Source organism: Photobacterium sp. NCIMB 13483 (genome assembly GCF_003025475.1).
In the GTDB taxonomy this organism is placed as follows: domain Bacteria; phylum Pseudomonadota; class Gammaproteobacteria; order Enterobacterales; family Vibrionaceae; genus Photobacterium; species Photobacterium piscicola.
The window spans coordinates 185,169-209,557 of record NZ_PYLV01000002.1 but is presented as its reverse complement, the minus strand read 5'-3'; the positions used below and the strand labels follow the sequence as shown (position 1 = coordinate 209,557).

The 24,389-nt window shown below is 37.3% G+C and carries 24 protein-coding genes; 20 read left to right on the top strand and 4 right to left on the bottom strand.

Annotated features, from left to right (window positions below; genetic code table 11):
• Nucleotides 1–2: 2 nt before the first annotated feature.
• Nucleotides 3–563 (top strand): nucleotidyltransferase family protein, encoded by a 561-nt coding sequence (locus tag C9I86_RS02885; protein WP_235865768.1) that lies wholly within the window; start codon nt 3–5, stop codon nt 561–563.
• Between the two features lie 8 nt (nt 564–571).
• Nucleotides 572–1,429, top strand: a complete 858-nt coding sequence (locus tag C9I86_RS02880) for a sulfurtransferase (protein ID WP_107275571.1) — start codon at nt 572–574, stop codon at nt 1,427–1,429.
• 111 nt (nt 1,430–1,540) lie between these two features.
• On the opposite strand, the gene C9I86_RS02875 is transcribed toward C9I86_RS02880, so the two are convergent.
• Nucleotides 1,541–2,362 carry a phosphate ABC transporter substrate-binding protein gene (locus C9I86_RS02875; RefSeq protein ID WP_107275570.1) on the bottom strand — a complete coding sequence of 274 codons (822 nt, stop codon included), beginning with the start codon at nt 2,360–2,362 and terminating at the stop codon, nt 1,541–1,543.
• A 398-nt stretch (nt 2,363–2,760) separates the two neighbouring features.
• Between C9I86_RS02875 and C9I86_RS02870 the strand changes: the two genes are divergently transcribed.
• Together C9I86_RS02870 and viaA are read left to right on the top strand one after the other, a co-directional pair.
• On the top strand, nt 2,761–4,416 hold the full coding sequence (locus tag C9I86_RS02870; protein ID WP_107275569.1) for an ATPase RavA domain-containing protein: 1,656 nt from the start codon (nt 2,761–2,763) through the stop codon (nt 4,414–4,416).
• 60 nt (nt 4,417–4,476) lie between these two features.
• Entirely contained in the window at nt 4,477–5,934 is a 1,458-nt protein-coding gene (gene viaA, locus C9I86_RS02865; RefSeq protein ID WP_080155993.1) for an ATPase RavA stimulator ViaA, read from the top strand.
• Between the two features lie 85 nt (nt 5,935–6,019).
• Here the strand turns inward: viaA and C9I86_RS02860 are convergent, their stop codons facing one another.
• Entirely contained in the window at nt 6,020–7,153 is a 1,134-nt protein-coding gene (locus tag C9I86_RS02860) for a transporter substrate-binding domain-containing protein (RefSeq protein WP_107275568.1), read from the bottom strand.
• A 260-nt stretch (nt 7,154–7,413) separates the two neighbouring features.
• Here C9I86_RS02860 and rlmF point away from each other — a divergent pair, with 260 nt between their 5' ends.
• From rlmF to C9I86_RS02785, 15 genes are all read left to right on the top strand, one after another.
• A complete protein-coding gene (rlmF, locus tag C9I86_RS02855; protein ID WP_107275567.1) occupies nt 7,414–8,436 on the top strand; it encodes a 23S rRNA (adenine(1618)-N(6))-methyltransferase RlmF in 1,023 nt (340 codons plus the stop codon).
• Between the two features lie 258 nt (nt 8,437–8,694).
• Nucleotides 8,695–9,789 (top strand): YdcF family protein, encoded by a 1,095-nt coding sequence (locus tag C9I86_RS02850; RefSeq protein ID WP_107275566.1) that lies wholly within the window; start codon nt 8,695–8,697, stop codon nt 9,787–9,789.
• 166 nt (nt 9,790–9,955) lie between these two features.
• Entirely contained in the window at nt 9,956–10,501 is a 546-nt protein-coding gene (locus tag C9I86_RS02845; protein ID WP_107275565.1) for a cytochrome b, read from the top strand.
• Between the two features lie 51 nt (nt 10,502–10,552).
• Nucleotides 10,553–11,140 (top strand): YceI family protein, encoded by a 588-nt coding sequence (locus tag C9I86_RS02840; protein ID WP_080155989.1) that lies wholly within the window; start codon nt 10,553–10,555, stop codon nt 11,138–11,140.
• 198 nt (nt 11,141–11,338) lie between these two features.
• The gene (locus C9I86_RS02835; protein ID WP_107275564.1) at nt 11,339–12,286 is read left to right on the top strand and encodes a 2-thiouracil desulfurase family protein; all 948 of its coding nucleotides are present in this window, start codon (nt 11,339–11,341) and stop codon (nt 12,284–12,286) included.
• A gap of 46 nt (nt 12,287–12,332) precedes the next feature.
• The gene (locus C9I86_RS02830; RefSeq protein ID WP_107275563.1) at nt 12,333–13,133 is read left to right on the top strand and encodes a MerR family transcriptional regulator; all 801 of its coding nucleotides are present in this window, start codon (nt 12,333–12,335) and stop codon (nt 13,131–13,133) included.
• A 25-nt stretch (nt 13,134–13,158) separates the two neighbouring features.
• A complete protein-coding gene (gene phrB / locus C9I86_RS02825; RefSeq protein WP_107275562.1) occupies nt 13,159–14,655 on the top strand; it encodes a deoxyribodipyrimidine photo-lyase in 1,497 nt (498 codons plus the stop codon).
• A 25-nt stretch (nt 14,656–14,680) separates the two neighbouring features.
• Complete coding sequence (locus C9I86_RS02820; RefSeq protein ID WP_080155985.1) at nt 14,681–15,118, top strand: nuclear transport factor 2 family protein; 438 nt, start codon at nt 14,681–14,683, stop codon at nt 15,116–15,118.
• Nucleotides 15,115–15,861, top strand: a complete 747-nt coding sequence (locus tag C9I86_RS02815; RefSeq protein WP_080155984.1) for an SDR family NAD(P)-dependent oxidoreductase — start codon at nt 15,115–15,117, stop codon at nt 15,859–15,861. Before C9I86_RS02820 ends, C9I86_RS02815 begins: the two co-directional genes overlap by 4 nt.
• On the top strand, nt 15,858–17,132 hold the full coding sequence (locus C9I86_RS02810) for an NAD(P)/FAD-dependent oxidoreductase (RefSeq protein WP_107275561.1): 1,275 nt from the start codon (nt 15,858–15,860) through the stop codon (nt 17,130–17,132). Before C9I86_RS02815 ends, C9I86_RS02810 begins: the two co-directional genes overlap by 4 nt.
• Entirely contained in the window at nt 17,125–17,955 is an 831-nt protein-coding gene (locus C9I86_RS02805; protein WP_107275560.1) for a DUF1365 domain-containing protein, read from the top strand. Before C9I86_RS02810 ends, C9I86_RS02805 begins: the two co-directional genes overlap by 8 nt.
• A 14-nt stretch (nt 17,956–17,969) precedes the next feature.
• Nucleotides 17,970–19,208 carry a cyclopropane-fatty-acyl-phospholipid synthase family protein gene (locus C9I86_RS02800; RefSeq protein ID WP_107275559.1) on the top strand — a complete coding sequence of 413 codons (1,239 nt, stop codon included), beginning with the start codon at nt 17,970–17,972 and terminating at the stop codon, nt 19,206–19,208.
• Nucleotides 19,208–19,723, top strand: a complete 516-nt coding sequence (locus tag C9I86_RS02795; RefSeq protein WP_107275558.1) for a DUF2878 family protein — start codon at nt 19,208–19,210, stop codon at nt 19,721–19,723. The genes C9I86_RS02800 and C9I86_RS02795 overlap by 1 nt, the downstream gene beginning before the upstream one ends.
• Nucleotides 19,720–20,217, top strand: coding sequence for a hypothetical protein (locus C9I86_RS02790; RefSeq protein WP_235865767.1), 498 nt, complete (start codon nt 19,720–19,722; stop codon nt 20,215–20,217). Before C9I86_RS02795 ends, C9I86_RS02790 begins: the two co-directional genes overlap by 4 nt.
• 53 nt (nt 20,218–20,270) lie before the next feature.
• A complete protein-coding gene (locus C9I86_RS02785; RefSeq protein WP_080155979.1) occupies nt 20,271–20,825 on the top strand; it encodes a DUF3833 domain-containing protein in 555 nt (184 codons plus the stop codon).
• Between the two features lie 86 nt (nt 20,826–20,911).
• Here the strand turns inward: C9I86_RS02785 and C9I86_RS02780 are convergent, their stop codons facing one another.
• Together C9I86_RS02780 and C9I86_RS02775 are read right to left on the bottom strand one after the other, a co-directional pair.
• On the bottom strand, nt 20,912–21,910 hold the full coding sequence (locus C9I86_RS02780) for a sensor domain-containing diguanylate cyclase (RefSeq protein ID WP_107275557.1): 999 nt from the start codon (nt 21,908–21,910) through the stop codon (nt 20,912–20,914).
• Nucleotides 21,911–22,081: 171 nt separating this feature from the next.
• A complete protein-coding gene (locus tag C9I86_RS02775) occupies nt 22,082–23,755 on the bottom strand; it encodes a DUF2813 domain-containing protein (protein WP_107275556.1) in 1,674 nt (557 codons plus the stop codon).
• Between the two features lie 148 nt (nt 23,756–23,903).
• Here C9I86_RS02775 and C9I86_RS02770 point away from each other — a divergent pair, with 148 nt between their 5' ends.
• On the top strand, nt 23,904–24,299 hold the full coding sequence (locus C9I86_RS02770; protein WP_080155976.1) for a VOC family protein: 396 nt from the start codon (nt 23,904–23,906) through the stop codon (nt 24,297–24,299).
• Nucleotides 24,300–24,389: the final 90 nt, after the last annotated feature.

Here is a 24,389-nt window from a genome sequence, read left to right as displayed (position 1 = left end):
ATATGGCTGACTTAGTCTCAAATACTGCCATCGTCATAGCAGCAGATCCTCTTAGAATGGCATGTTTACGTGCTGTACAAACATTGAATTTACCAGATTGGTTTATAGCTGCTGGGTTTGTTCGTAATGCTATTTGGGATCACTTACATCATTTACCGATGACACCATTAAATGATGTTGATGTGGTGTATTTTGATCCTAATGACTGCTCATTAGTAACTGAAGCGCATTATGCCGCATTGCTACAACAGCAATTACCTATGATTAATTGGGAAGTTAAAAACCAAGCAAGAATGCATTTAAAGCATCAACATTCACCTTATAAAAATAGTGCAGATGCCATATCTCGCTGGGTAGAAGTTCCCACATGTGTTGGGGTACGGTTACTGGTTGATAATCAATTAATTTTTACTGCAGCATATGGACTAGAGCATAACTGGTCATTACATGTTAGCATCAATCCACATTACCCAAGACCTGCCGTTTATCAACAGCGTATTCGAGACAAAAAGTGGCAGGTATTGTGGCCCAGGTTAAAAATTTTAACTGCGGATTATTCCTAAGGATTTTTATGGTATCGCCTGTTAATAATATAGTGTCTGCTGCTTGGCTTCATCAGCAATTATTTAATAGCTCGTTGGCAGCATCAATTGTAGTGCTAGATGCTAGTGCATTTATGCCTGATGTGCCGCGTGATCCGCAACAAGAGTTTATTGAGGTTCGCATCCCAACGGCACGTTTTTTTGATTTTAACCATCAAATAGCAGCACCGAATACTGATTTACCGCATATGTTGCCATCAGCTGAATTATTCACTCAAGAAGTCGCAAAATTAGGCGTGAATAATGATAGCCATGTTGTTATTTATGATAGCCAAGGAATGTTTTCAGCACCACGTGGGTGGTGGATGTTCAAGGCGATGGGACATGATAATGTGTCGGTGCTTGATGGGGGTTTACCTGCTTGGCTAGCGGCGGGTTATGCGACGCAAACGGGTGTACCAATGACTAATGCTATTGGGGATTTCAGTGCTAAATATCGATCTAGTTGGGTGATTGATGCCGATACTTTGTGTCAAAGACTGGATGATACCTGTATTCAAATCATTGATGCACGTCCTACAGCACGTTTTCTCGCCACTGTAAAAGAACCGCGTGTTGGGCTTCGTAGTGGTCATATGCCAAATGCGAAAAGTTTACCTTTTGGCGAGTTATTAACCGATGGTTATTTTCTGCCCGTTGAACAATTACAGCAGAAGTTTGATGCATTGAGTACTGCCGAGCAACAACTTATTTTTAGCTGTGGTTCTGGTGTTACGGCTTGTATTTTAGCTCTAGCCGCGCAACTTAGTGGACGTGACAATGTCACTGTTTATGATGGCTCATGGACAGAATGGGGCGCAAATGAGAAGTATCCAGTGGTGAAATAACTGTCGTTAACCGATCCAAATAATGCAAAGAGTTATGATTTAAAACTAGAACTTAGCATTGGCTTTTAGTGGTGTTTTCACTAAAAGCCATGCTTGTTTTAAAAGGGGCAATTATGATGATTCTGCGATATAACCATTATTATTAATGATTTTTTTTGCATCATCAGATGCTAAAAATTGAATAAATTTCGCAGCGTTCGCTGATAGTCCTTGCTTCTTATACATAATCAAAAATGGGCGAGCCATCTTATATTCACCTGAATGGATATTACTAATAGTGGGCGTTACTCCATTATAAGATAATGGTTTAATTGAGCTATCAATTGATCCAAAAGATAAATAACCAATCGCTTGTTGATTTCGTGCAATTAAACTTTTGACCATACCATTAGTGTTTACCACTAATACCTCAGGATTGATGTCTGATACGGTAAATCCTGCCACATTTTGAGTGAGTTGCATAAAGTGCTCAAACGAAAATCGAGATCCTGATGCATTCTCACGGCTCACAACTGCAATTTCTTCATTATTACCACCTACCTGTTGCCAATTTTTTGTTATGCCATGATAAATATTATTAACTTGTGAGTGGGTGATATTATTAATCGGATTGGCAGGGTTAACGACTAATGCAATTCCATCATGTGCGATAGGGGTAATTGTATAGTTATCATCAAGCTCATCTGCATTAATTATACGTGAACTCATGCCTATTTCAGCAGTACCCGTTTGTAATGCGACGATACCAGCGGATGAACTGATACCTTGTACATTAATTTTGTTATTAGGATATTGTATTGAATAGTGCTCAGCTAAAATATCCATAATATGACTGACTGATGTTGAGCCAGTCACGGTAACGGTAGTGTTAGCTTGAGCACTAAATGCAAGTGTTGTACAAAGAGCCCATAGGGTAGTTGCCTTGATTAGCATTGCTTTGCTCCATTGGTGAATGATAAGCAAATATGTTATTACGTATATATGACGATAATATGAAACTCAAACAGCGATTTTATTAACTTAACTCTATTCAAGTTACGTTTAACTTAGTATTAAAAGAAATATAAAATAAAAATAAATTTGGTATAACAATGATTTGTATAATAAATTTATTAAGCCATATCTATATTAACGTGGTTATATAGCAATGTTCGTTTTATAGCTTGTTTTTAACATGACACCTTATTGTTAAAAGTTCGTATAAGATGTATCAGCGCACAAAATCATGCTATAACGGTAAAGAGACAATAACGTAGAGGTGTGGTTTTCAGCCATTAAACACTGTTTACGGTACACCATGTAGGGTAAGAAAAGAATTCAAGGTTGGATATATGCTTACAGTAGCAACAGCAGCACCGAATAAAGCCATTTTATCAGAACGCATTCAAAAGCTGATCAGTGGGCTTTCTAATGGTGTTTATGAACGTGAAGAAACCATCAAATTATGTCTATTAGCCGCGCTAGCTGGCGAAAGTGTGTTCCTGTTAGGCCCTCCTGGTATTGCAAAGAGCTTAATTGCAAAACGATTAATTCAAGCGTTTGATGACAGTAAATTTTTCGATTATTTAATGACACGTTTTTCAACGCCTGAAGAAGTATTTGGACCATTATCTATTCAGGAATTAAAAGATAATGGTAAGTATGTGCGTTTAATTGATGGCTACTTACCGACAGCTCAAGTGGTTTTTCTCGATGAAATCTGGAAAGCGGGACCTGCTATTCTTAATACTTTATTAACCGTAGTGAATGAACGAACATTTAAAAATGGTCAGGATATTTTACCAATACCTATGCGATTGTTGATTACTGCATCAAACGAATTACCCGATGCAGACAGTGGTTTAGACGCGTTATATGACCGTATGTTAGTACGCGTGTTTGTTAACCGAATTCAAGAAAAACGCAATTTCAAATCAATGCTTATGGGTGATGGTGCAACGCTAACAGCGATTGATCCATCATTAACTATCAAAGATGATGAATACCATAGCTGGCAAGCACATATTGAGGATGTGACATTAACTGATCCCCTTTTTGAAAAAATTTATCAGTTAAAATCAATGATAGAAGCGCGTTCTGGTGAAAGTATTGAACAAACAACGGATAGTGAGCTTTATATTTCTGATCGCCGCTGGAAAAAATCAGTACGTTTATTAAAAGCGAGTGCATTTTTTAACGGCCGTGACCATATCAATCCGTTAGATTTGTTGCTATTGCAAGATTGCTTATGGCATAGCCCTGAATCACGTAATGTGATTGTGAGTATTATGAAAGAATTTGCGACTAAACATGCTTTTAATCAACAAGATGCTATTGCTGATGCCAAAGAAGCTCATGTGATTATTGATAATATTAACCAAGATATCTGCACCCAATTAGTCGTTAGCTTTACGCGTGAAAGTACGATGCGTAAAGAATGGTTTAAATATAATTTTGCAACAGCAACGCGATTTAATATCAATAACAATCCCCGCATGATTAAGCTTGTTATGCTTCAATCTAATACCTCGGTGTCAGAGCAAGAATTGGGGGATAGCCGTTGGGTGTATGTTGATGGAGATGAGTTTGATAAAAAAATTCGTACAGGAAAATGTGATATTTATGGCTTTGTAAATAAAAATACCCATTTATGTCGACTACAGTTTGAGATAGACGCTGAAAATCAATTAGTCATTAAAGACATTGCTAATCGTCCGGTTCTTGTTGGTATTACTGGTAATAAAGGCCTAACAAGCTCACAACAGCAACAATGGCAACAATTGGTTGATCAAGCAATGGCTAAGATTACGGACTCTGAGCATAGTGTGATTAAAGCGCGGACGTTGTTCCATGGTGCATTACCGCATAATTTTATCAGCGGCGATTTTCCAACATTAATAGAACAAAGCCTTAATGACTGTGTTGATACAGTAGCTGAATTGAAATTAACGGCCGAAAAGAGTGCCTTTAGAATTACTCACATGGATGATTATTTTTCACAACAATGATTGTTAATTTAAAAACAACTTTTTATGAGTGATGAAAAATAAAGTAAAGGATAGATGCTTATGCCAGTATCTGAAGGGTTAAATTTTGCTTTGATGCTTGCAGAGTCAGGTATTATTGATACTGCTGTCCATGAAGTTATGGTTAGGCCACAACTTCTTATGGCAGCAGAGGCAAGCCCTGGTGTCAAAACGGCGATGAAAAATCAGATCATGAAGTGGCGTGGCCAAATGATTCGAAAAACTGCTAAAGGCACGGTTGTCGAACAATTCAGTGATGAGATTAATTTATACCAACAAGTCTGCACATGGAATAAAGAGTATTTTTTTGCCCACTCAGAGCAAATTGTTAAGCAATTAGAAGGGCAATCCGCTTTTTATTTCAAAGCGAAAAGCTTACTTGCAACAGAAAAAAGTAAACATAACCCCATGTTTCAACGTTTCTTTTGTGATAAATGGTATGACTATTTAGCTCATGCATTGCGAGAAGCGCAAGAGTCTGAAGTTGAAGAGCAAAAAGATCAGTTATTAAAAGATTTGTATCAACGTATTGAAACCATGAAAAAAATGGCGACAGTAACCGATGCTGGTGATGTCAGTAAAGCTGGACGTTTGTGGGATATGGCACAAGCGAAGCTGACTAAAACTGATGTTGATGTGATGAAGAAAATTGCTGCATTCTTAAAAAAGAATAATGGCCTTCAAGAAATAGCTGAAAAATTAGGTCGTATGGCCAGTGAAGTTGATGATCCTAATAAAGAACGGGTGAAATCAGAACAAATGAAGCTGGTGGAAGAAATAAGTGACAATGTCACCGATGATATTGTTGGCATCCATGAAAGTGATGATTTGACCAAGCTATTACCGAATGAAGCGATGTTTTTAGCTTACCCTGAGCTTGAAGTGATTTTTTATAAGCACTTAGCGGATAAACGGTTAATGAATTATCGCATGCAGGGGACTCAACGTAAGCTGCGAAAAGTAAAAGCTTTTAAACGACAAACCAAGCAGGTTGATCAACCTAAAGGTCCTTTTATTGTTTGCATTGATGCATCAGGTTCGATGTCGGGTTATCCAGAAAACTGCGCTAAAGCATTGGCTTATGGTTTGATGCAAATAGCCCTTGTTGAAGAGCGTGATTGCTTTGTCATTATGTTTTCAACACAACAGATCACTTACGAACTGACAAAACAAGATGGTTTACATGAAGTAGTTAACTTTTTATCGTATTCCTTTCATGGTGGTACAGATTTAGGACCAGTACTTGATCAATCAATTGATTTGATGGCGGCGGGTAAATATAAAAACGCTGATTTAGTCGTATTATCTGACTTTATTGCACCAAGCCAACCTGAAGTAATGCAATCGCGAGTTCAGAAGTTAAAGCAGCAGAAAAACCGTTTTCATGCTGTGAATTTATCGAAATATGGCAATCCTGAGTTATTAGAATTGTTTGATCATTGTTGGTCTTATCATCCATCAACATTAAGCCAACTTGGACGCTTATTTAAACGGCGTTAAGTGTGTCTCTAATTTGTTATAGATAAAACAAGGAGTACATTAGTACTCCTTTTTGTTGTTACTGTTTAAATAACTATATGTCGTATTATTTGATCTTAAAATATTCGATCAACGTTTTTTTCCATTGATTACTTTTTCTAAATTGTAGTAGCTCTCGATTAATTTCTTCATCATAAGGGCTATTTTCACCGAGTACGATTCCGTAATTTTGTTTCTCAAATTGGTATGGAAGTACTTGTAATTGTTCAAATACTCCTTTGCTTTGCGCTTTTTTAATTTGATATCTTAAAATAGCATCATCATAAACAATGGCATTCACTTCACCATTATTTAGCGCGCTTAACATGTCAGATACGGTTGGATAGGTTTTGTGAATAATACTATGGTTAGTTAAGAATTCTGATGAGGTAGATGATTTTTTTGCTCCTGTTAGAACATTATCTAAATCATTTGGGCCTTTAATATCATTATTGATTAAGCCTAACGTAAATGAACTTGCGAGCACGGCTGTAATACTAGCAATAAATAGGGTAGTAAAAACGGCAAGTAATACTGTGACCACACGTCCGGTTAATGTTTTAAATTCGTAATAATTAAACGGGCCCTTAGTGATAAATAATAACCCAAGTATAAATCCTTCGACTAACCGTGCTGAACGTGATTGCATTGAATAAAGTTTGTCATTTACACGGTGTTCAAGTAAATAATAAATACCACCTACGGTTGAAGCGGCAATCGCAACAATGGCTAATATCTGCAATAGTTTTTTATTAAAAATAATGCCAGTGAATGTTTCCCAGTGGCTTTTTTGTTTTACAGCTATGGCTAGATTAGTTTCATAAAAAGAGTGAGAGAAATCCAATAACTCTTCACGCTCTGGCGTAATAGAGATACAAGATAAACCGACATCGAGTTTGCCACTGGCAACGGCTTCTAATAATTCCTTGAGTGGTAGCTCTTTAACACGGTATTTTAAATTAAGATTGGTTGCTATATTGTCCCATAATAAAAACGTTAGCCCTTGATAATCATCAGGTTTATCAATCATAACAAAAGGTGGGCAAGAATAAGTACCCACGAGTAATGTTTTATCATTAATTGATTCTTCAGCTTGTATTTTTGGTGAAGATAATAGTGTCAAAATACCCATAGCTGATATGAATAATAAGGCGTGTAAATATGAGTAATATAGCTGAGATGATGGAGTCGTCATTGTCATAGCATCATTCCTAGCAAACAGGTGATTGTTAAGTATACGTATTTAATAATAGTTATAATCTTAGTTATTGTTAATTTGAATTAAAGGGTTGTATTTGTTATCAATAGGTTAATGGTAATGTTAATCCTATTAATAACAAAAGGTGTTGTATATATGTTTGTGTTTTTTTTGTGCATTTGATCATTAATATACTAAGGCTATTGAGCTTTAACATGTACAATGCACCGCTTAATTATATTTGATTCCTGCGAGTAGCAAAGATGACCCAAAAGAAAGCCGCACAGCCTAAACAAGGCCTACATCCACGTAACCCACACCGTGCGCGTTATGACTTTGCGACATTAACTCAAGCAACGCCTGAGTTAGCACAATATGTTAGTGAAAATGCTTATGGCGATCTTTCCGTAAATTTCTCTGATCCTCTCGCAGTAAAAACATTGAATAAAGCGTTATTAAAGCATTTTTATCATGTTGACTACTGGGATATTCCTGCGGGCTTTTTGTGCCCACCGATCCCTGGTCGTGCTGATTATATTCATTACATTGCCGATTTATTGGCACAATCTAATGGTGGTGCCGTACCACAAGGTAAAGGTGTTCGCGGTTTAGATATCGGTATCGGCGCAAACTGTGTTTATCCTATTATTGGCCATCGTGTGTATGGTTGGCAGTTTGTTGGTTCTGAAATTGATAAGTTAGCCGTTAAGTCAGCTAAATTTATTGCGGCAAATAATAAGAGCTTAAAGGGCGCTATTCAGATCCGTCTTCAAGATAATGTTGATAATATCTTTACTGATATGATCAACGATGAAGAAGTATTTGATTTTACAATGTGTAATCCACCGTTCCACGGTTCAGAAGCGGAAGCGATGGCTGGATCTGAGCGCAAAGTACGTAACCTTGCGACTAACTCAAATAAAAAGCGTCAAGCCCATGGTCGTAGTAATAAGCTTTCGGCATTTAATGCGAAATCTGAGTCAACAACGCCAGTGCTTAACTTTGGTGGTCAAAAGGCTGAATTGTGGTGTACAGGTGGCGAAGTTGGTTTTATTAAAAAGATGATCAACCAAAGTGCAACCAAAGCGACACAATGTTTCTGGTTTACAACACTTGTTTCTAAGAAAGAAAACCTTGGTGTGCTTTATAAGCAACTTGAAAAAGTAAGCGCATTCCAAGTGAAAACCATTGAAATGTCACAAGGTCAGAAAATCTCGCGTGTTGTTGCATGGACGTTCTTAAATGAAGAACAACAAGCAGAGTGGCAAGCAGAACGCTGGGCATAACGTTTCCGTAATATATATTCGCATTGATAATAAGCGACCTGATGGTCGCTTTTTTTATGGCTGTTTAAGTTAAAGCTTAATATTGAATGTGATTAAATGACGTTGTTTAGTCTATATTTTAATTATATGGCGTAATGTTGATGTTGGTTCATACTTTGTAAAGATATATAAAATAGACAAAAGAAACACGATGTTATGCACAAAAAAGCAACCTTATAGAACATAAAATATGTTTTTTGTTTTACTGTTGGATTTATTATGAAACGCACATTCTTAACTCTTTCTTTGGTCGCTATCCTTTCTAGCTCTTTTTATTCAGCGCCAAGCATGGCTGCATTAGATGCGGTTCAACCACAGACTAATTTCACCGAAATGACCTCTCAACGTCAGGTGGTTGATCAATTACTGAATGATGCTTACCAAATATTTAAAAATCCAGCCCGTATTTCTCATGCTGGCTTTACGGCAAAAATGCCAAGCAATGTAGAGATGATCACGAACAATTTACTTGATGCTTATAAACTTGAACCTTATCGTGTTGATTTATTATTTTCTGCGGCTAATGCTCAGATTTATAACAGTAATGTTGACCGGGCTATTGAACTGTTTACTCAAATATTAGATGTAGCACCTGATGATGTTGATGCGCATTCATATCTTGTTATTTGGCAAAATTTTAAAGGTAATAAAAGCGAAGTAACCAAACATTTAAATGCGTTAGAACAGCTAAATAATGGGCGTGTTGCTGATTTGAAAAAAATCATGTCTACCATTGATAGAATCGTTGCGACGCCATTAAGTAATAAAATTAAAAAACCAGCGAAAGGCAATAATGCCATTATTACTTTGGGTTATGCTTTAAATCCTGATGGTAGTATGAATGAAATCTTAATTGATAGATTAAATGCAACGCTCGCGATGGCGAAAAGCGATCCTAATACTTACATCATAGTGACTGGTGGCGTACCTAAGAATCACAAGACTGAAGGTAAGTTGATGGCTGATTGGCTGGTAAAAAATGGGATAAAAAAATCTCGTATTATTGAAGATAATTACGCGAGAAGTACGGTGGAAAACGCACTATACAGCAGTTATGCCTTAGCTCGTCATGATATTGATCATGCAACAATTATTAGTTCTGCAAGTCATGTTCGTCGAGGACAAGCTTTATTTGAAGTGGCGAGCTGGCAAACGGGCCCTAAAGGGATTTTATTTGATACCTATGCTGCTAACGATCGTCCATTAGAAGAACTTAAAGTTCCAACTGATGGTGAGTTGTTAGGGATCTATCGTGATGCTTTACGTGTTTATGGAATGTGGAGTTATCGTTCATATCCTTTAGAGCAAAGATAATATTAGTGAGTTTCTATGTAGTAAATTAAAGCGATCTTGATGATCGTTTTTTTTTACTCAAATAAAAATAACGATAAAAAACGCATAGAACGGTTTAATTTGGTTATTATTTAAGCAAGGATTTGATCGCGTATTTAGAATTTTGATTTGGAGAGAGTAGATAGTCGTGAAAAGTGGACCGCATAAGAACTGGCATCCCGTTATTATATGGCTTCATTGGCTCGTTGCATTAACCGTAATGGGGTTATTTGCTCTTGGCTGGTGGATGGTTGAATTAAATTATTATCATGCTTGGTATAAAACAGCACCAGACACACATAAGAGTATTGGTTTGATCTTACTATTTTTTGTAGGGATTAGGCTGATATTTAGAATGTTAACGGCTTCACCTGTGGCTATTTCAACCCATGCAAAATGGGAGAAATGGCTTGCAAAATACACACACTGGGCACTGTATGGTGTGTTAATGATAGTGATGCTTAGTGGGTATCTGATTTCAACCGCAGATGGACGTGCTATTAGTATTTTCGGTTTATTTGATATGCCTGCAACGTTAACAAACATTAAAAATCAAGAAGATATCACTGGTACTATTCATTGGTATGGTGCTTGTATACTGATCGGTTTAACACTATTGCATGCTATTGGTGCGATAAAACATCACTTTTTAGATAAAGATGACACATTAAAGCGCATGCTAGGTAAAGCTTAACAATAATGGATTTATTTGATTAGACATATCACAACATAAATGGAGATTATGATGAAAAAATGCCTTTTAACCTCTTTGATTTCTGTAACATTATTGGCCGCGGCATGTGTATCTTCTGTCGCTTTAGCTGACGATTATAAAATAGATACTTCTGGCTCTCACGCTTCTATTCAATTTCGAATTCAGCATCTAGGATACAGCTGGTTAGTGGGGCGCTTTAATACATTTGATGGCCAGTTTAGTTATGATGAAAATCAACCTGAAGCATCAAAAGTGACAGTCAATATTGAAACAGCAAGTGTAGATTCAAACCATGCAGAGCGTGATAAGCATCTGCGTAGCAAAGATTTTTTAAATGTAGATAAGTTTCCTCAGGCGAATTTTGTCAGTCGTTCTTTTAAAGACCTCGGTAATGGTAAAGCTACTATGATAGGAGATTTAACCTTAAATGGAGTGACAAAACCTGTCACGATTGATGTTAAGAATATTGGTGCTGGTAATGATCCATGGGGCGGCTATCGCCGAGGTTTTGTTGGTACAACAATGATTGCGTTGAAAGATTATAATATTGAAACAGATTTAGGTCCCGCGTCTACGATAGTTGAATTAGAGTTAAATGTTGAGGGGATTCGTCTTTAGCCAATGAGTAAAAAACAATACATGATGAAACGGCCTGATGGTCGTTTTTTTATGGCTGTAATTTAGAGTTATTGTTTACTAATACTTTTGTCATTTAGTTGTACAACAAAAAAAGTTGTACAACCAATTTATTTTGGCTACATTAACTATACAACTTTTAACATTTGTACAACTTTGTTGTACTGGTTTGGAGGCAATATGGGAATTCCTGTTGGTATTAGTGCTTGTGTATTGGGACAAAAAGTACGTTTTGATGGTGGGCATAAGCGTAACCGTTTTGCTGACGAAGAATTGAGTGAATATTTTGACTTTAAGCCAGTGTGTCCAGAGGTTGGTATTGGAATGACCGTTCCACGACCTACGATTCGTTTACAAGATAACGGTGATCGTATTGCTTTGGTTGGTACTAAAGATCATACCCTTGATTATACAGATGATATGGTTGCATTTGCAGATAATCAAATCCCCAGCTTTAACGATTTATGCGGTTATATTGTTTGTGCTAAATCACCAACCTGTGGTATGGAGCGAGTGAAATTATATCTAGATAATGGTAATTCAATCCCAGGGGGAGCCGTCGGTATTTTTACCCAGCGGTTGATGGATAAAATGCCGTGGTTACCGATTGAAGAAGATGGTCGCTTACAAGACCCTGTATTACGTGAAAATTTCATCTTCCGTATTTATGCGCTTGATGATTTATACCGTTCTATTGCAGGGGGAATAACACGCGATAATATTATTAAATTTCATTCTCGCTATAAATTGTGTTTGATGGCGCATGATCCACAATCTTATCGCGTATTAGGCCCTTTTGTTTCTGATATTCATAAGTGGGATGACTTGAATGCTTTCTTTGTTGAATACCGCCAACGCTTAATGGATGCATTAAAAAATAGAGCTAGCCGTAAAAATAACACCAATGTATTAATGCATATTCAGGGGTATTTTAAGCGTGATCTTGATAAACCTCAAAAAGCCGAATTGCGTGATGTCATTATGCGCTATAGAGAAGGGCTTTTACCATTAATTGCACCATTAACTCTGATTAACCACCACCTAACGGTTTATCCTGATAGTTATCTCGCTGATCAAGCATATTTAGATCTTTATCCTGAAAGTTTGAAGTTACGTTATGCATTGTAAAATCAGTAGGTATTAGTGATAGTTGTAATTATTTTTAAGAGGTTTTATGGGTGATCTTACTGAAGATACTAAATTATTTACAATCAGTGAGGTTTCTGATGTTACAGGGGTTAACGCTGTAACATTAAGAGCATGGCAACGTCGTTATGGTCTTTTGGTCCCTCAACGTACCTCTCAAGGTCACCGTTTATACACTGAAAGCGATATAAGTAAAATTAAATTGATCCTTAATTGGTTAGCTAAAGGGGTTTCTATTGGAAAAGTGAAACCCTTGTTAGCTGGCGATGCTGATCCAATATTAGAGCGACAGCAAGTATTAGACATTACGGACGATATTATTGCCGCAGTACAAGCATTAAATGGGTTTAAATTAGAACGTTTAATTAATGAAGCGTTAAAAATTTATCCCTATGAGGTGATTCAACAGCGCTTATTACCCGAGGTGAGTGCTGTTATTGAGCATCAAGATAATCCTTTATATTCAATACAAAAAAGTTTGTGGATATCTGTTTTAACTGTCTGTTTTATTAATGTTATTACCAAAATAAACAATGAAAAGAAACTAACGTGCTTATTGATTAGTTTTGATAAATGCAACAGTTATAAGATTTGGCAACAAGGGCTAGCATGGTGCTATAAAGGTGACGGTGTCACTATTATGCCAAATTTATCAGGACGATTAACGGGTCTCTCTGCGTGTATACGTGAACGTAATATCGTTAATCTTGTGATCGTGGGCGAGACTAAACTCAGTCGACGTCAACTGGCTGATATTGACATGGTGCAACAAGAAACAGGCGTGAAGCTGTATTTTGTTGGCAGTATAAAAATAATTCACGGACTGTAATAGTACATGCCATAGGGATAATAGAATGAATACTGAGCCTCAATTATCAACAATAACGGGTCATGCATTAGTATGGCTGCGGGCTGATTTACGAGTTACGGATAACACCGCTTTAAATCGGGCCATAGCGTCTGGTTTACCTATTATTGCAGTTTATATTGCAACCCCAATGCAGTGGTATCAACATTATGTTTCAGGACGGCAAATTGATTTAATTGAGCGCAGATTGCAAGTTGTTAAGCAACAGTTTAATGATATCAATATTCCATTATTAATCCTTGAAGGGGATGATTTTTCTGCGGCAACTGACATTATTCTTAACTTGTGTCAGCAATACCAAATTAATGCAGTGTATTGTAATCGCCAGTATGGTTGGAATGAAAAACAACGAGATCGTGCGGTAGAGCATGCTTTATTAATGCAAAATAAACAGTGGTATTGCAGTGATGATTTTTGTGTCTTACCTCCAGGTAGCGTGGTTACGAAACAACAACAAATGTATAAGGTTTTTACACCATACCGAAACGCATGGTTAACACAGTTTTTAATGCATAATTATCAGCCCGTTACTAATAGTGACATCGTAACCCCTAGTGCGCAATGTGCTGATCTTCTTGCGGGCAATATTGACGCTAACTGTAATCTTCAAACCTTTAATTACCTCAAACAAGACAGTGTCTTATGGCCGGTTGATGAAGGAACTATTCAACAACGATTACAGATGTTTTGTGAAACTAAAGCTGAATATTATCAGCAACAACGTGACTTTCCTGCCATTGATGGTACCAGTTGTTTATCTCCTTATTTGGCCATTGGTGCTTTGTCTGCCCGTCAGTGTTTAGCTTCTTTACTACAAACTTTACCGCAATGTGTTGAAATAAATAAAGATAACGGTGCTTTTGTCTGGTTAAGTGAAGTGGTGTGGCGTGAGTTTTACAATCACTTGCTTGATAGTGATGAACGTTTAAGTAAAAACCAACCTTTTCAGTTATATACAGATAATGTGCAATGGTTAGAAAATAGCGATCATGTTCATGCTTGGCAACAAGGACAAACCGGATTTCCGCTGGTGGATGCAGCAATGCGACAACTGGCAACAACAGGTTGGATGCATAATCGATTACGGATGATCACCGCAAGCTTTTTAACTAAAGATATGTTGTGTGATTGGCGCATTGGTGAACAGTGGTTTATGCAGCAGCTGATTGATGGTGAATTAGCCTCAAATAATGGCGGCTGGCAATGGGCTGCATCAACGGGAACTGATGCTCAACCGTATTTTCGAGTCTTTAATCCCACCACGCAAAGTGAACGGTTTGATCCCAAAGGGGAGTTTATTCGCCAATGGCTCCCCGAACTTGAATCCGTTCCTGATAAATATATCCATGCACCATCATTATGGTCTGGTTTTGGTTGTGTGAATTATCCGTTGCCGATTGTTGATCATAAACAAATGCGGTTGTTAGCGATTGAGAGTTATAAGCAAGCTAAAACTGAGTATGACAACCAGCGTGAGGCATAAATAGAATAATAATAAGGACATTATTATGGTTACAACCAATAACACAGTAATTAATAGGTTTATTGAGGTTTATTGTCAGCTTAATAAAGACAATTTATTACTGCTCAATGATGTCTATCACTCAGAGATTGTATTTGAAGATCCTGCCCACCATGTTGTTGGTATTGACGCATTGCAGCATTATTTTACCACGCTTTACAGTAATATTAATTATTGTAATTTTACTATAAATCAAGCGGTTGTTGATGGCGATTGTGCGTTTTTACAATGGACAATGATTTTTTCTCATCCAAAGTTACAGCAAGGGAAGCAACGCACCTTAGACGGTTGTACTCAGCTAACCATTAAACAGCAACAGATCATTTATCATCGTGATTTTTTTGATTTAGGGGCGATGCTATATGAAGGGCTACCTGTTATTGGTTATGTCATTACGTCTATTAAAACGAGGTTAGGCCAATGAAACAGGTACTTATTACCGGTGCAAGCTCAGGCATTGGTCAGCAGTTAGCAACAGATTATGCGAATAGTGGTTGGCATGTTTATGCTTGTGGTCAAAATCAACGACGACTTGAACAATTAGTCACTAACCTTGATGCAACCTCGATAGGAAAAATAACCCCGTTAGTTTTTGATGTCACCAATCTTGAGCAAACAAGGCAAGTTTTAGCCGAAATTGAAACATTACCTGATTACATTATTTTAAATGCTGGCACTTGTGAATATATCGATAATGGTGTGATTGAGAGTGATGTATTTAAGCGTGTATTTGAGGTCAATTTTTTTGGCATTATTCACTGTTTAGATGCAATGCAATCTCGATTTACCGCTACAACACATTTGGTCTTTATTAGTTCATCTGCCGCTTATACCGCTTTACCCCGTGCTGAAGCTTATGGCGCTTCAAAAGCAGCTCTATCTTACTTAGCTAATGGATTAGCGATAGATTTAAAAGACAAGGTTAAGACGGTTACTTTGGTTAACCCAGGATTTGTTGCAACACCACTTACCAATAAAAATGACTTTCCAATGCCGATGATTGTTAGCTGTGAATATGCATCCCTTAAGATACGTCAAGGTATTGAGAAGCAACAAGCAGAAATACATTTTCCGATAAAATTCACCTTATTACTGAAAGCGATTGCTTTATTTCCTGTTGCTTTACAGCGAATTATTATTCAACGGATGACAAGGAATGCGTCATGAAAATAGCAATTATAGGATCCGGGATTTCAGGGTTAACTTCAGCATGGTATTTACGCCATCAACATAGTATTACGCTATTTGAAGCCAATGATTATGCTGGTGGGCATACAGCAACAGTAGATGTTGAGGTTGCGAGTGGTCGATACGCCATTGATACGGGGTTTATTGTTTTTAACGATCGTACATACCCTAATTTTGAACAGTTATTAACAGAGCTTGATATTGAAAGACAAGCCAGTGAAATGAGTTTTAGTGTTCATAATGAAAATAATGGCTTGGAATATAATGGTCATGGGTTGAGTTCACTGTTTGCTCAGAAAAAGAATCTATTTAAACCACAGTTTTTTCACTTCTTATATGAAATCACTAAATTTAATCGCTTGGCAAAACAAACGGCTTATGAAGATATTGAGCAACAGCAAACGTTAGGTGATTTTTTACAACAGCATGGTTTGAGTGATTATTTTACGGAGAATTATATTTTACCGATGGGCGCTGCAATTTGGTCATCATCATTGGCCGATATGCGCAATATACCATTAGGTTTTTTTCTGCGTTTTTTTTTAAATCATGGCTTACTTGATATTGTTAATCGTCCACAGTGGTATGTCATTCCTGGTGGCTCACGTGAATATGTGCAACGAATATTGTTAGAAATTGGCCCCTGCGTTCGATTAAATTCTCCTGTACAGCAGGTGAGTCGTATTAATGAGCAAATTCACATCACCGTTAATAACAGTGTGGACGTTTTTGATCATGTTATTTTTGCATGCCATAGCGATCAAGCATTAGCGCTGTTAGCTGATAGTACCGTAAATGAACAACAGGTGTTATCAGCCATGGCGTATCAAGATAATGATGTTGTCTTACACACAGATGCCAGCATTTTACCTGATGCGAAAGCTGCATGGGCCTCATGGAATTATCATTTACCATTAACGGATAATGGGTCACTCCACCAGCTTCCTGCCTTAACTTATAATATGAATATTCTACAAGGTATTGATGCTCCTGAAACATTTTGTGTCACGTTAAATCAAACGCAAGCTATCGATCCCAGTAAGATATTACGCCAATTTACTTATGCTCATCCGGTGTTTAATCTCAGTAGTATTAAAGCGCAACAACAACGGCATTTGATTAATGGTCTAGATAATACATGGTTCTGTGGTGCTTATTGGTATAACGGATTTCATGAAGATGGCGTTAAAAGTGCGTTAGATGTTATTGAGGCAATAACACATGCTGATGGTGTAAATGCGTATGAGTAAGGTTGTGCCTATTATCAATAGTGGCATTTATAGTGGCCATGTTAGGCATCGACGCTTTACACCCGTATTGCACCGTTTTCGCTATTCAATGTTTATGGTGTATCTCGACGTTGATGAAATTGATACATTATGTGACAGGGTAACGTGTTTTGGGCGATCATGGTTTCATTTTGCTCGTTTTCGTCGTCAAGACTATATTGGTGGTGCTGAAAATATTAACTTGTCAGTTGAGAATAAAATTTTTGAACTGACGGGTGAACGTATCAGTGGCAAGGTCAGCATGTTATGTCATCTACGTTATGGTGGATTGTATTTTAGTCCATTGAATATGTATTACGTTTTTGACCAACAAGGATGTTGGCAATATGTTCTCGCTGAAGTGAGTAATACACCTTGGAATCAACGTCATTATTATGCGATCCCCGCCAAGCAATATTGGCAACAAAAGCATTTTATTGATGACAAAGCGTTTCATGTCTCCCCGTTTAATCCTATGGATCAAGATTATGTTTGGCAGTTGTCCATCCCTGATAGCATTGTCAAGATTCACTTGGAGGTACATTCTAAAAAAGATAGCTTTCATCGGGAGGGTGAAAAAAGATTTGATGAAAATAGCAATCATAACGTTGAGGTTCCAACAAAAGTCTTTGATGCCACATTAGCGATGCAAAAGCAGCCATTTACGACTGCAATTTTACTACGGCATTTGTTCGTTACACCAATGATGACGATTAAAGTAGTGGTAGGGATATATTGGCAAGCCTTTAAATTGTGGCGTAAAGGGGCACCAATTTATGATCATCCTCATCATGACAATGAATAGTAAGGGAATAAACTATGCTTAGAAGTGAGTTAGAGCCGGCAACATCAACAGGTTTATTTAATCATGATCGGTCACGTCGATTAATTTTTACGATATTACGTCAGCTATCAGATGTTGGGTTAACATTGTCAGAACAAGGCGGAGATACCCATTTCTTTGGCGATAAGCAAGCAAGTTTGCAATCGAGTATTACAGTCATACACCCTCATTTCTATAAACGTTTATTAACTGATGGCAGTATTGGCGCTGGTGAGGCGTATATTGATGGTTGGTGGGATAGTCCTGATTTAACCAATGTGGTGCGTATTCTGGCTCGCAATATGACGACGCTAGATAAAATAGAAGCTAAAGTTGGTTGGATAACTCGGTTAATTAAACAATTTCACCATTTTTCACGCAGAAACAGTCAAGATAATGCGAAAGATAACATTTCGGCGCACTACGATTTAGGTAATGATTTATATCGACATTTTCTTGATGACAGAATGCTATATTCCGCGGGTGTGTATTTAACTGCATCAGATACGCTTGCTCAGGCTCAAATTAATAAAATGGCAAGATTATGTGATCAACTACGGCTGACAGAGCATGATCATCTCTTAGAGATAGGCACGGGTTGGGGGGGAATGGCAATTTATGCGGCGCAGCATTATGGTTGCCATGTCACTACTACGACCATTTCTAAGGAACAATACCAATGGGCGCAAGAGAAAGTTAAACAAGCAGGTCTTGAGCATAAGATCACTTTATTATTGGAAGACTACCGTGATTTAACGGGTCAATATGACAAATTAGTGTCAATTGAAATGATTGAAGCCGTCGGTAAGCAGTACTTATCCACGTATATTAAGAAATGCCAATCATTACTTAAACCTAATGGTTTGTTTGCTATTCAAGCCATAACCATTGCTGATCAACGTTATAAAAGCTATAGCAAAGATGTTGATTTTATTCAAAAACATATCTTTCCCGGTGGGTTCCTGCCATCAATTAGTGTATTACAGTCACAATTAACATCACACAGTGATTTTGTAACACGTGATATTAAAGATATTGGTTTAGATTACGCGAAAACATTAGCTGATTGGCATGTCATGTTTAATAAAAACAGTGAAGTCTTACACCACTACGGTTATGACGAACGGTTTATGCGTATGTGGCGCTACTATTTCTGTTATTGCGAAGGGGGATTTCTGGAACGCAGTATCAGTACCATTCAGTTAGTTGCTAGTCGTCCTCAGTGGCGTGAATAATGAAATATCTTGCGATAGGCCTTGGGTTTAATCTGTTTTGGTTACTCGCCGTATGGGGGCAATACCAGTATGTGACGCTATTGATGTCACTACTGATTGGTTGTTGGTTATTCTATCGTCGCTGTTTTCCTTACGCGTTATTGGCAAGTGTTATTGGTATTGGTGGCGATTACATTCTGTTTCAATTAGGAGTGATGCAATTTCCTTTGCCTACTGATCCGTTGTTTGCACCTTTTGGCTATTTTATACCGTTATGGCTAATCTTATTATGGCTAGGGTTTACCTCAATGGTGTGGATTATGCGTGAGCAAGTTCAAAGGTTACCACTATGGGGCGTGATTATTGGCGGTAGTCTTGGTGGCGCTGTCAGTTATTGGACGGGATTAACATTAGGTGCGGTGATATGGCCTTATGGTGAACTTGTTACGTTTATCGGTATTGCACTTGTCTGGAGCATCTATAGTGGTTATTTACTGTGGTTATTACGGCGAATGAGCAAAAGAGGATCAGTATGAAAAGTTCTTTAATGGCATTACTGTTGATGACGACTTTTTTCTGCTCATCAGTGCAGGCTTCAGCATGGTATACATGGCCGACGGTGGGGGAATCAACACTCAAATGGGGCTGGTGGCAGATATATATCGCCCAACTTAAAACCCCATCGGGTAAATATGTTGCAAGTGATCCAAATTTGGCTCTGATTATTCGTTATTTACGCGATATTGATAAAGAAGATCTTCTTATTGCAACAGATAAGCAATGGCAACATTTAGGTATTTCGTCACAACAACGACAGCAATGGCTTAATCAGTTAGCGCAACAATGGCCGAACGTAAAACAGGGCGATAGGTTAGTGTTTGTAAAAAATGCGACCGAGGGCCGTTTTTATCAAGCAGGAAAACCGCTCGGTAAACCACTGTCTACAGCATTAAGTAACGCTTTTATTGGAATTTGGTTATCAACCGACACTGCATACCCTAAGTTACGCTTGCAGCTCATTGGTCAGTAAGCCTAGGTTATATACACTGATTATTGACTATAGCAAGTTAAGAGGAACAGATTATGGCTTCTCATTCTATTTATCAGACCTCATACATCACCTTACAGTGGTTACTTGGATGCGTATTAGCATTGTTACTCAACGGGTGTACTGCCTCGATTGAAGATTACGAACATGCTGAACCTAAGTTTAATTTATTTCAGTTCTTTGAAGGACGGAGTCAAGCCTGGGGAATGGTGCAAGATTATAAAGGGCAGCAAGTACGCCGATTTAGTGTTGAACTCAATGGTGTGATTACTGGCAATAAACTGGTGCTTACTGAGGATTTTGTTTTTGATGATAAAGAAACCCAACAACGGGTATGGACGATTACGAAACAAGCCAATGGTCAGTATATTGGTACTGCTGATGATGTTGTCGGTGAAGCCGTTGGTTATGAGAAAGGGAATGCTTTACATTGGCAATATGTATTAGCGATGGATATTGACGGCACGACATACCATATTAACTTTGAAGATTGGATGTTCTATCAAGATAATAATCAGCTGTTTAATGTGGCTAAAATGAAAAAATGGGGGATCACTGTCGGTTCTGTGACATTGTTTTTTCAAAAATAATAACCCCCTTATTTTATAAAAACGAAAAGAGAGACAATAAAATAATACGGCTCTGGTGGTACTTTTAAATATGATAGATGAATGAGTTAACATGGCCGTGATAAATGTTTGTTGCTATACATAGACATATCTGCATTATGAATTAGACTGTCAATGTTAGTGTTATTTATATTTTTTGAATGAATACAATATGAACCAATAGATGCCGTAATAGAAACACCATCTATTTCTATTTGTTGTAATTTAGATAAAACCTCTCTTTTTTTTATGTTGGCATCGACCAGAGTGCTTACTTCACTGTAAACAATAAATTCATCGCCCCCTAAACGAGCCACACCGGTTGTATCATTACTGATTTTCCGTAGCTTAGAAGCATATTTCTTTAGAATGCGATCACCAAAATGATGCCCATATTTATCATTGATCATCTTGAATTTGTTGATATCAAGATAGAAAATAATAAGGTATTCATTTTTCCGTTTTATATTGATAATAGCTTGATTTATTTGATGATAAAACGCACGACGGTTCCAAATGTTAGTCAAAAAATCATATGAAGCTAGATAATCAAGCTCTTGTTCTTTTATGTTTTTCTCTATTGAGATAGAACAAACGGTTGCTGCCATATCAAGCAATTCACATTCATTATCTGTCATTGAAGAATGATGAGGACAATGAGAATATATAATACCTAAAATTTTATTTTGTGATGATAAAATAGGTTGGCCGTAACAAAAATTAAAGTTATTAATAGTCTTAAGGCTGTAATATTCACGGTATTCATTAGCGTTAGTTATGTTTTCGGATATAATAAGTTTATTTTTTGCACAGATGTGTTCAAAATGTATTTGAGCCGGATTAACCATAAAACGTTCATTACAGATTGAATGGCTGTCTTTATTTATAAATGGGGTGAATTTTTTTTCATTATCATCATAAAGAAAGATCGATGTTTGACGACTATTAAATGTTTCTTCTGTTAGTTCAATGACTTGAGATAGCATGTCTGCCAGTGATTTATCTACCGGTAAACGTTTCAGTATTTTGTTAAATGAACGATATGCTGTAATTAATTCAGCTGACACATTATATTCCTAATGGTATAGATAAAATTAATAATTAAAATCCCTTTATGAAACATACTATACTAATTATTATGAATAATAGGAATGCTATTTATTTATAATTATATTTATTTCGTGATCTATCATTAAATAACTTATATATATTCATTTAATATAAGTGTATTCATTCATTCAAACTATACCTCTTGCCATTATTATTACTCTTTTTAACACCCAACGAATTAATAATGGCATTTTGTCTGAATCTGACTCACGAGTATATTGTACGATAGCTAAAGCGACATCAGGCTTGGCATGTTTTTTTAAGGCGCGATAAATGATTTTTCGAATGGGTATTTGGTCATTATCTGAAATATTAGCAAGTTGGCGAAATAAGGGCTCGTAACCTTTTTTAAAGAGGAAATGTTCAATGTCTTTCGCGGGGAGCACGGTTAAACGCTCGCGTTCGCTGTCATTATTCAATAATGCTCTCACTTTATCGGCATACTTTCGTCCTGCAGGATCGCCATCAGCGACAAGATGCCATTCAATCCCTAATAAACGAGCAAGCTTAATCAGTGGTTTTAGCCCGCTTTGAGCAAACTCAATCACATGAATACCTTCAGCGACAAGGTTATGTCCAGTGAGGTGTGCCATTTCATTAAAGAGCCATACTTCCGTCTCTCCTTCAACAAGAAGCCAGACGCGTGCATAAAACGCACTCGGGCGATGCATACGGACATGAAAGGTGACTTTACGAATATCATCTTTATTAAGTTCACCATTATTTACGCCATGCACCACCGTTTTTTGTGGTGTTCGCTGTAGACGTTTAATGGCTGTTAGTGGAACGACACTTAATAGTTCAGGACTATTGGTTGTTAATACTTTTTGCATCGGCATATTTTGTATAAATGCCCACGCTTGATGGAGCATGATAGGGTGCAATCGTCCTTCAGGATCTTCTAAGATCATGATTGGGCGCGATATACGTTTTAGATCAACGGGACCGCGGGCACGAATATAAGCGTTAAGTAGGCCCATTAAAATTAATTTCGCTTGTTTGGTCATTCTAGGTTGTACAAGTTGATCAAACGGATTGAGACATTGATCGTCATATTGATTTTCTAATGGATAGTAAGTATGAGGCTCGACTTTTGTACGGGTATGTGGTGCAAAGGCAAAGTAGTGATCAACTAATGAACGTAATGTGTTAATACTACTTTTTATTTCAGCCGCGCTCACATGCCCAGGCTGTGTCATTAAACGGCGGCATGTATTATCAAGCCGGCGTTGAATACGTTCGGATTCTCGATTTTTTGCTGGTGGTACAGTGGTAGCATTGTGTGTAGGAATTGTAGAGGTATTACCATATTCTAATTGGCGCGCGTCACGAATTCTTACGATTGGATGCAAGACCATTAATTGACGTAAAAACTTATCGGTATCTGGATGTTGAATAATATGACCATCAGTATGTAAAAAATGACGGTGAGTGATAATTTTATCGTTTTTGATGTGACTATCGATCTGAACATAAAGATGTTTTAAATGATGTTGTTCATTCCAGAAAGGATCAAAAGCACGATAACGTCGAGCACGGTATTCACCTTGATAATCTTCATGCCAACGAAGAACTATCTGTAGGGAAGATGTACGCTCATGGCCCATAGCATGATCAATATGGAAGTCAGAGAACTTCATTTCGTAAAATTCAGCACTTGGGCATAAGGCCAAGCTTAACGCATCCAGCAGTGATGATTTCCCCCATGCATTTTCTCCGATAAGAACGGTTAATTCATCAAATGACAGTGACAATCGTTTGATACCTCGAAAACCCGCGATTTCAATACGTTCTAAATGCATGATTTTTCCTTCTTCTTTCTTTACAACATAGCGCAGAGATTATTAGAAAGGGATCGTTTTGCTCACATTATTGATACAATGTTCAAATTAAAAAAGATACTATAGTCCGCATGAATTTTTAACGAAAACAATTATAAAGGACGATCAGATGGCTAAAATTATTCACTCTATGATTCGTGTTATTGATCTTGACGCATCACTAGAGTTCTATAAAAAAGCATTAAACTTAGATATTGCACAACGACTAGATTTTGATGGTTTTAGTTTGGTGTATCTACGCAATGATGAAAATGACATGGAACTTGAATTAACATGGAATGAGGGGACAACGGAACCTTATACACATGGTACAGGTTATGGTCACATTGCCGTTGCTGTGGATGATCTTGAAGCTGAGCATCAAAACTTGGTGGCATTAGCTTACAATCCTGCAGAAATTAAAGAATTTTTTCGAGATGGTGTTTTATTGGCTAAATTTTTCTTTGTTCAAGATCCTGACGGTTACAAAATTGAATTTCTACAACGCCATGGTCGCTACCTGTAATAATTGAGAATGTTATCTTCATTGAGTGAATAAAAATGAGCACTATTGTGTTAAGAGGCTATTCACTCAGTGTTTTTCCTGAAAAGATGG

Bases quoted from the DNA above. Each gene is read 5' to 3' on its own strand.
- C9I86_RS02810 (WP_107275561.1), top strand. From the start codon at position 15,858: ATGAAAATAGCAATTATAGGATCCGGGATTTCAGGGTTAACTTCAGCA.
- C9I86_RS02885 (WP_235865768.1), top strand. From the start codon at position 3: ATGGCTGACTTAGTCTCAAATACTGCCATCGTCATAGCAGCAGATCCT.
- C9I86_RS02830 (WP_107275563.1), top strand. From the start codon at position 12,333: ATGGGTGATCTTACTGAAGATACTAAATTATTTACAATCAGTGAGGTT.
- C9I86_RS02840 (WP_080155989.1), top strand. From the start codon at position 10,553: ATGAAAAAATGCCTTTTAACCTCTTTGATTTCTGTAACATTATTGGCC.
- C9I86_RS02805 (WP_107275560.1), top strand. From the start codon at position 17,125: ATGAGTAAGGTTGTGCCTATTATCAATAGTGGCATTTATAGTGGCCAT.
- C9I86_RS02835 (WP_107275564.1), top strand. From the start codon at position 11,339: ATGGGAATTCCTGTTGGTATTAGTGCTTGTGTATTGGGACAAAAAGTA.
- C9I86_RS02770 (WP_080155976.1), top strand. From the start codon at position 23,904: ATGGCTAAAATTATTCACTCTATGATTCGTGTTATTGATCTTGACGCA.
- C9I86_RS02880 (WP_107275571.1), top strand. From the start codon at position 572: ATGGTATCGCCTGTTAATAATATAGTGTCTGCTGCTTGGCTTCATCAG.
- C9I86_RS02795 (WP_107275558.1), top strand. From the start codon at position 19,208: ATGAAATATCTTGCGATAGGCCTTGGGTTTAATCTGTTTTGGTTACTC.
- C9I86_RS02800 (WP_107275559.1), top strand. From the start codon at position 17,970: ATGCTTAGAAGTGAGTTAGAGCCGGCAACATCAACAGGTTTATTTAAT.
- C9I86_RS02815 (WP_080155984.1), top strand. From the start codon at position 15,115: ATGAAACAGGTACTTATTACCGGTGCAAGCTCAGGCATTGGTCAGCAG.
- C9I86_RS02850 (WP_107275566.1), top strand. From the start codon at position 8,695: ATGAAACGCACATTCTTAACTCTTTCTTTGGTCGCTATCCTTTCTAGC.
- viaA (WP_080155993.1), top strand. From the start codon at position 4,477: ATGCCAGTATCTGAAGGGTTAAATTTTGCTTTGATGCTTGCAGAGTCA.
- C9I86_RS02790 (WP_235865767.1), top strand. From the start codon at position 19,720: ATGAAAAGTTCTTTAATGGCATTACTGTTGATGACGACTTTTTTCTGC.
- C9I86_RS02820 (WP_080155985.1), top strand. From the start codon at position 14,681: ATGGTTACAACCAATAACACAGTAATTAATAGGTTTATTGAGGTTTAT.
- C9I86_RS02860 (WP_107275568.1), bottom strand. From the start codon at position 7,153: ATGACAATGACGACTCCATCATCTCAGCTATATTACTCATATTTACAC.
- C9I86_RS02775 (WP_107275556.1), bottom strand. From the start codon at position 23,755: ATGCATTTAGAACGTATTGAAATCGCGGGTTTTCGAGGTATCAAACGA.
- C9I86_RS02785 (WP_080155979.1), top strand. From the start codon at position 20,271: ATGGCTTCTCATTCTATTTATCAGACCTCATACATCACCTTACAGTGG.
- C9I86_RS02875 (WP_107275570.1), bottom strand. From the start codon at position 2,362: ATGCTAATCAAGGCAACTACCCTATGGGCTCTTTGTACAACACTTGCA.
- C9I86_RS02870 (WP_107275569.1), top strand. From the start codon at position 2,761: ATGCTTACAGTAGCAACAGCAGCACCGAATAAAGCCATTTTATCAGAA.
- phrB (WP_107275562.1), top strand. From the start codon at position 13,159: ATGAATACTGAGCCTCAATTATCAACAATAACGGGTCATGCATTAGTA.
- rlmF (WP_107275567.1), top strand. From the start codon at position 7,414: ATGACCCAAAAGAAAGCCGCACAGCCTAAACAAGGCCTACATCCACGT.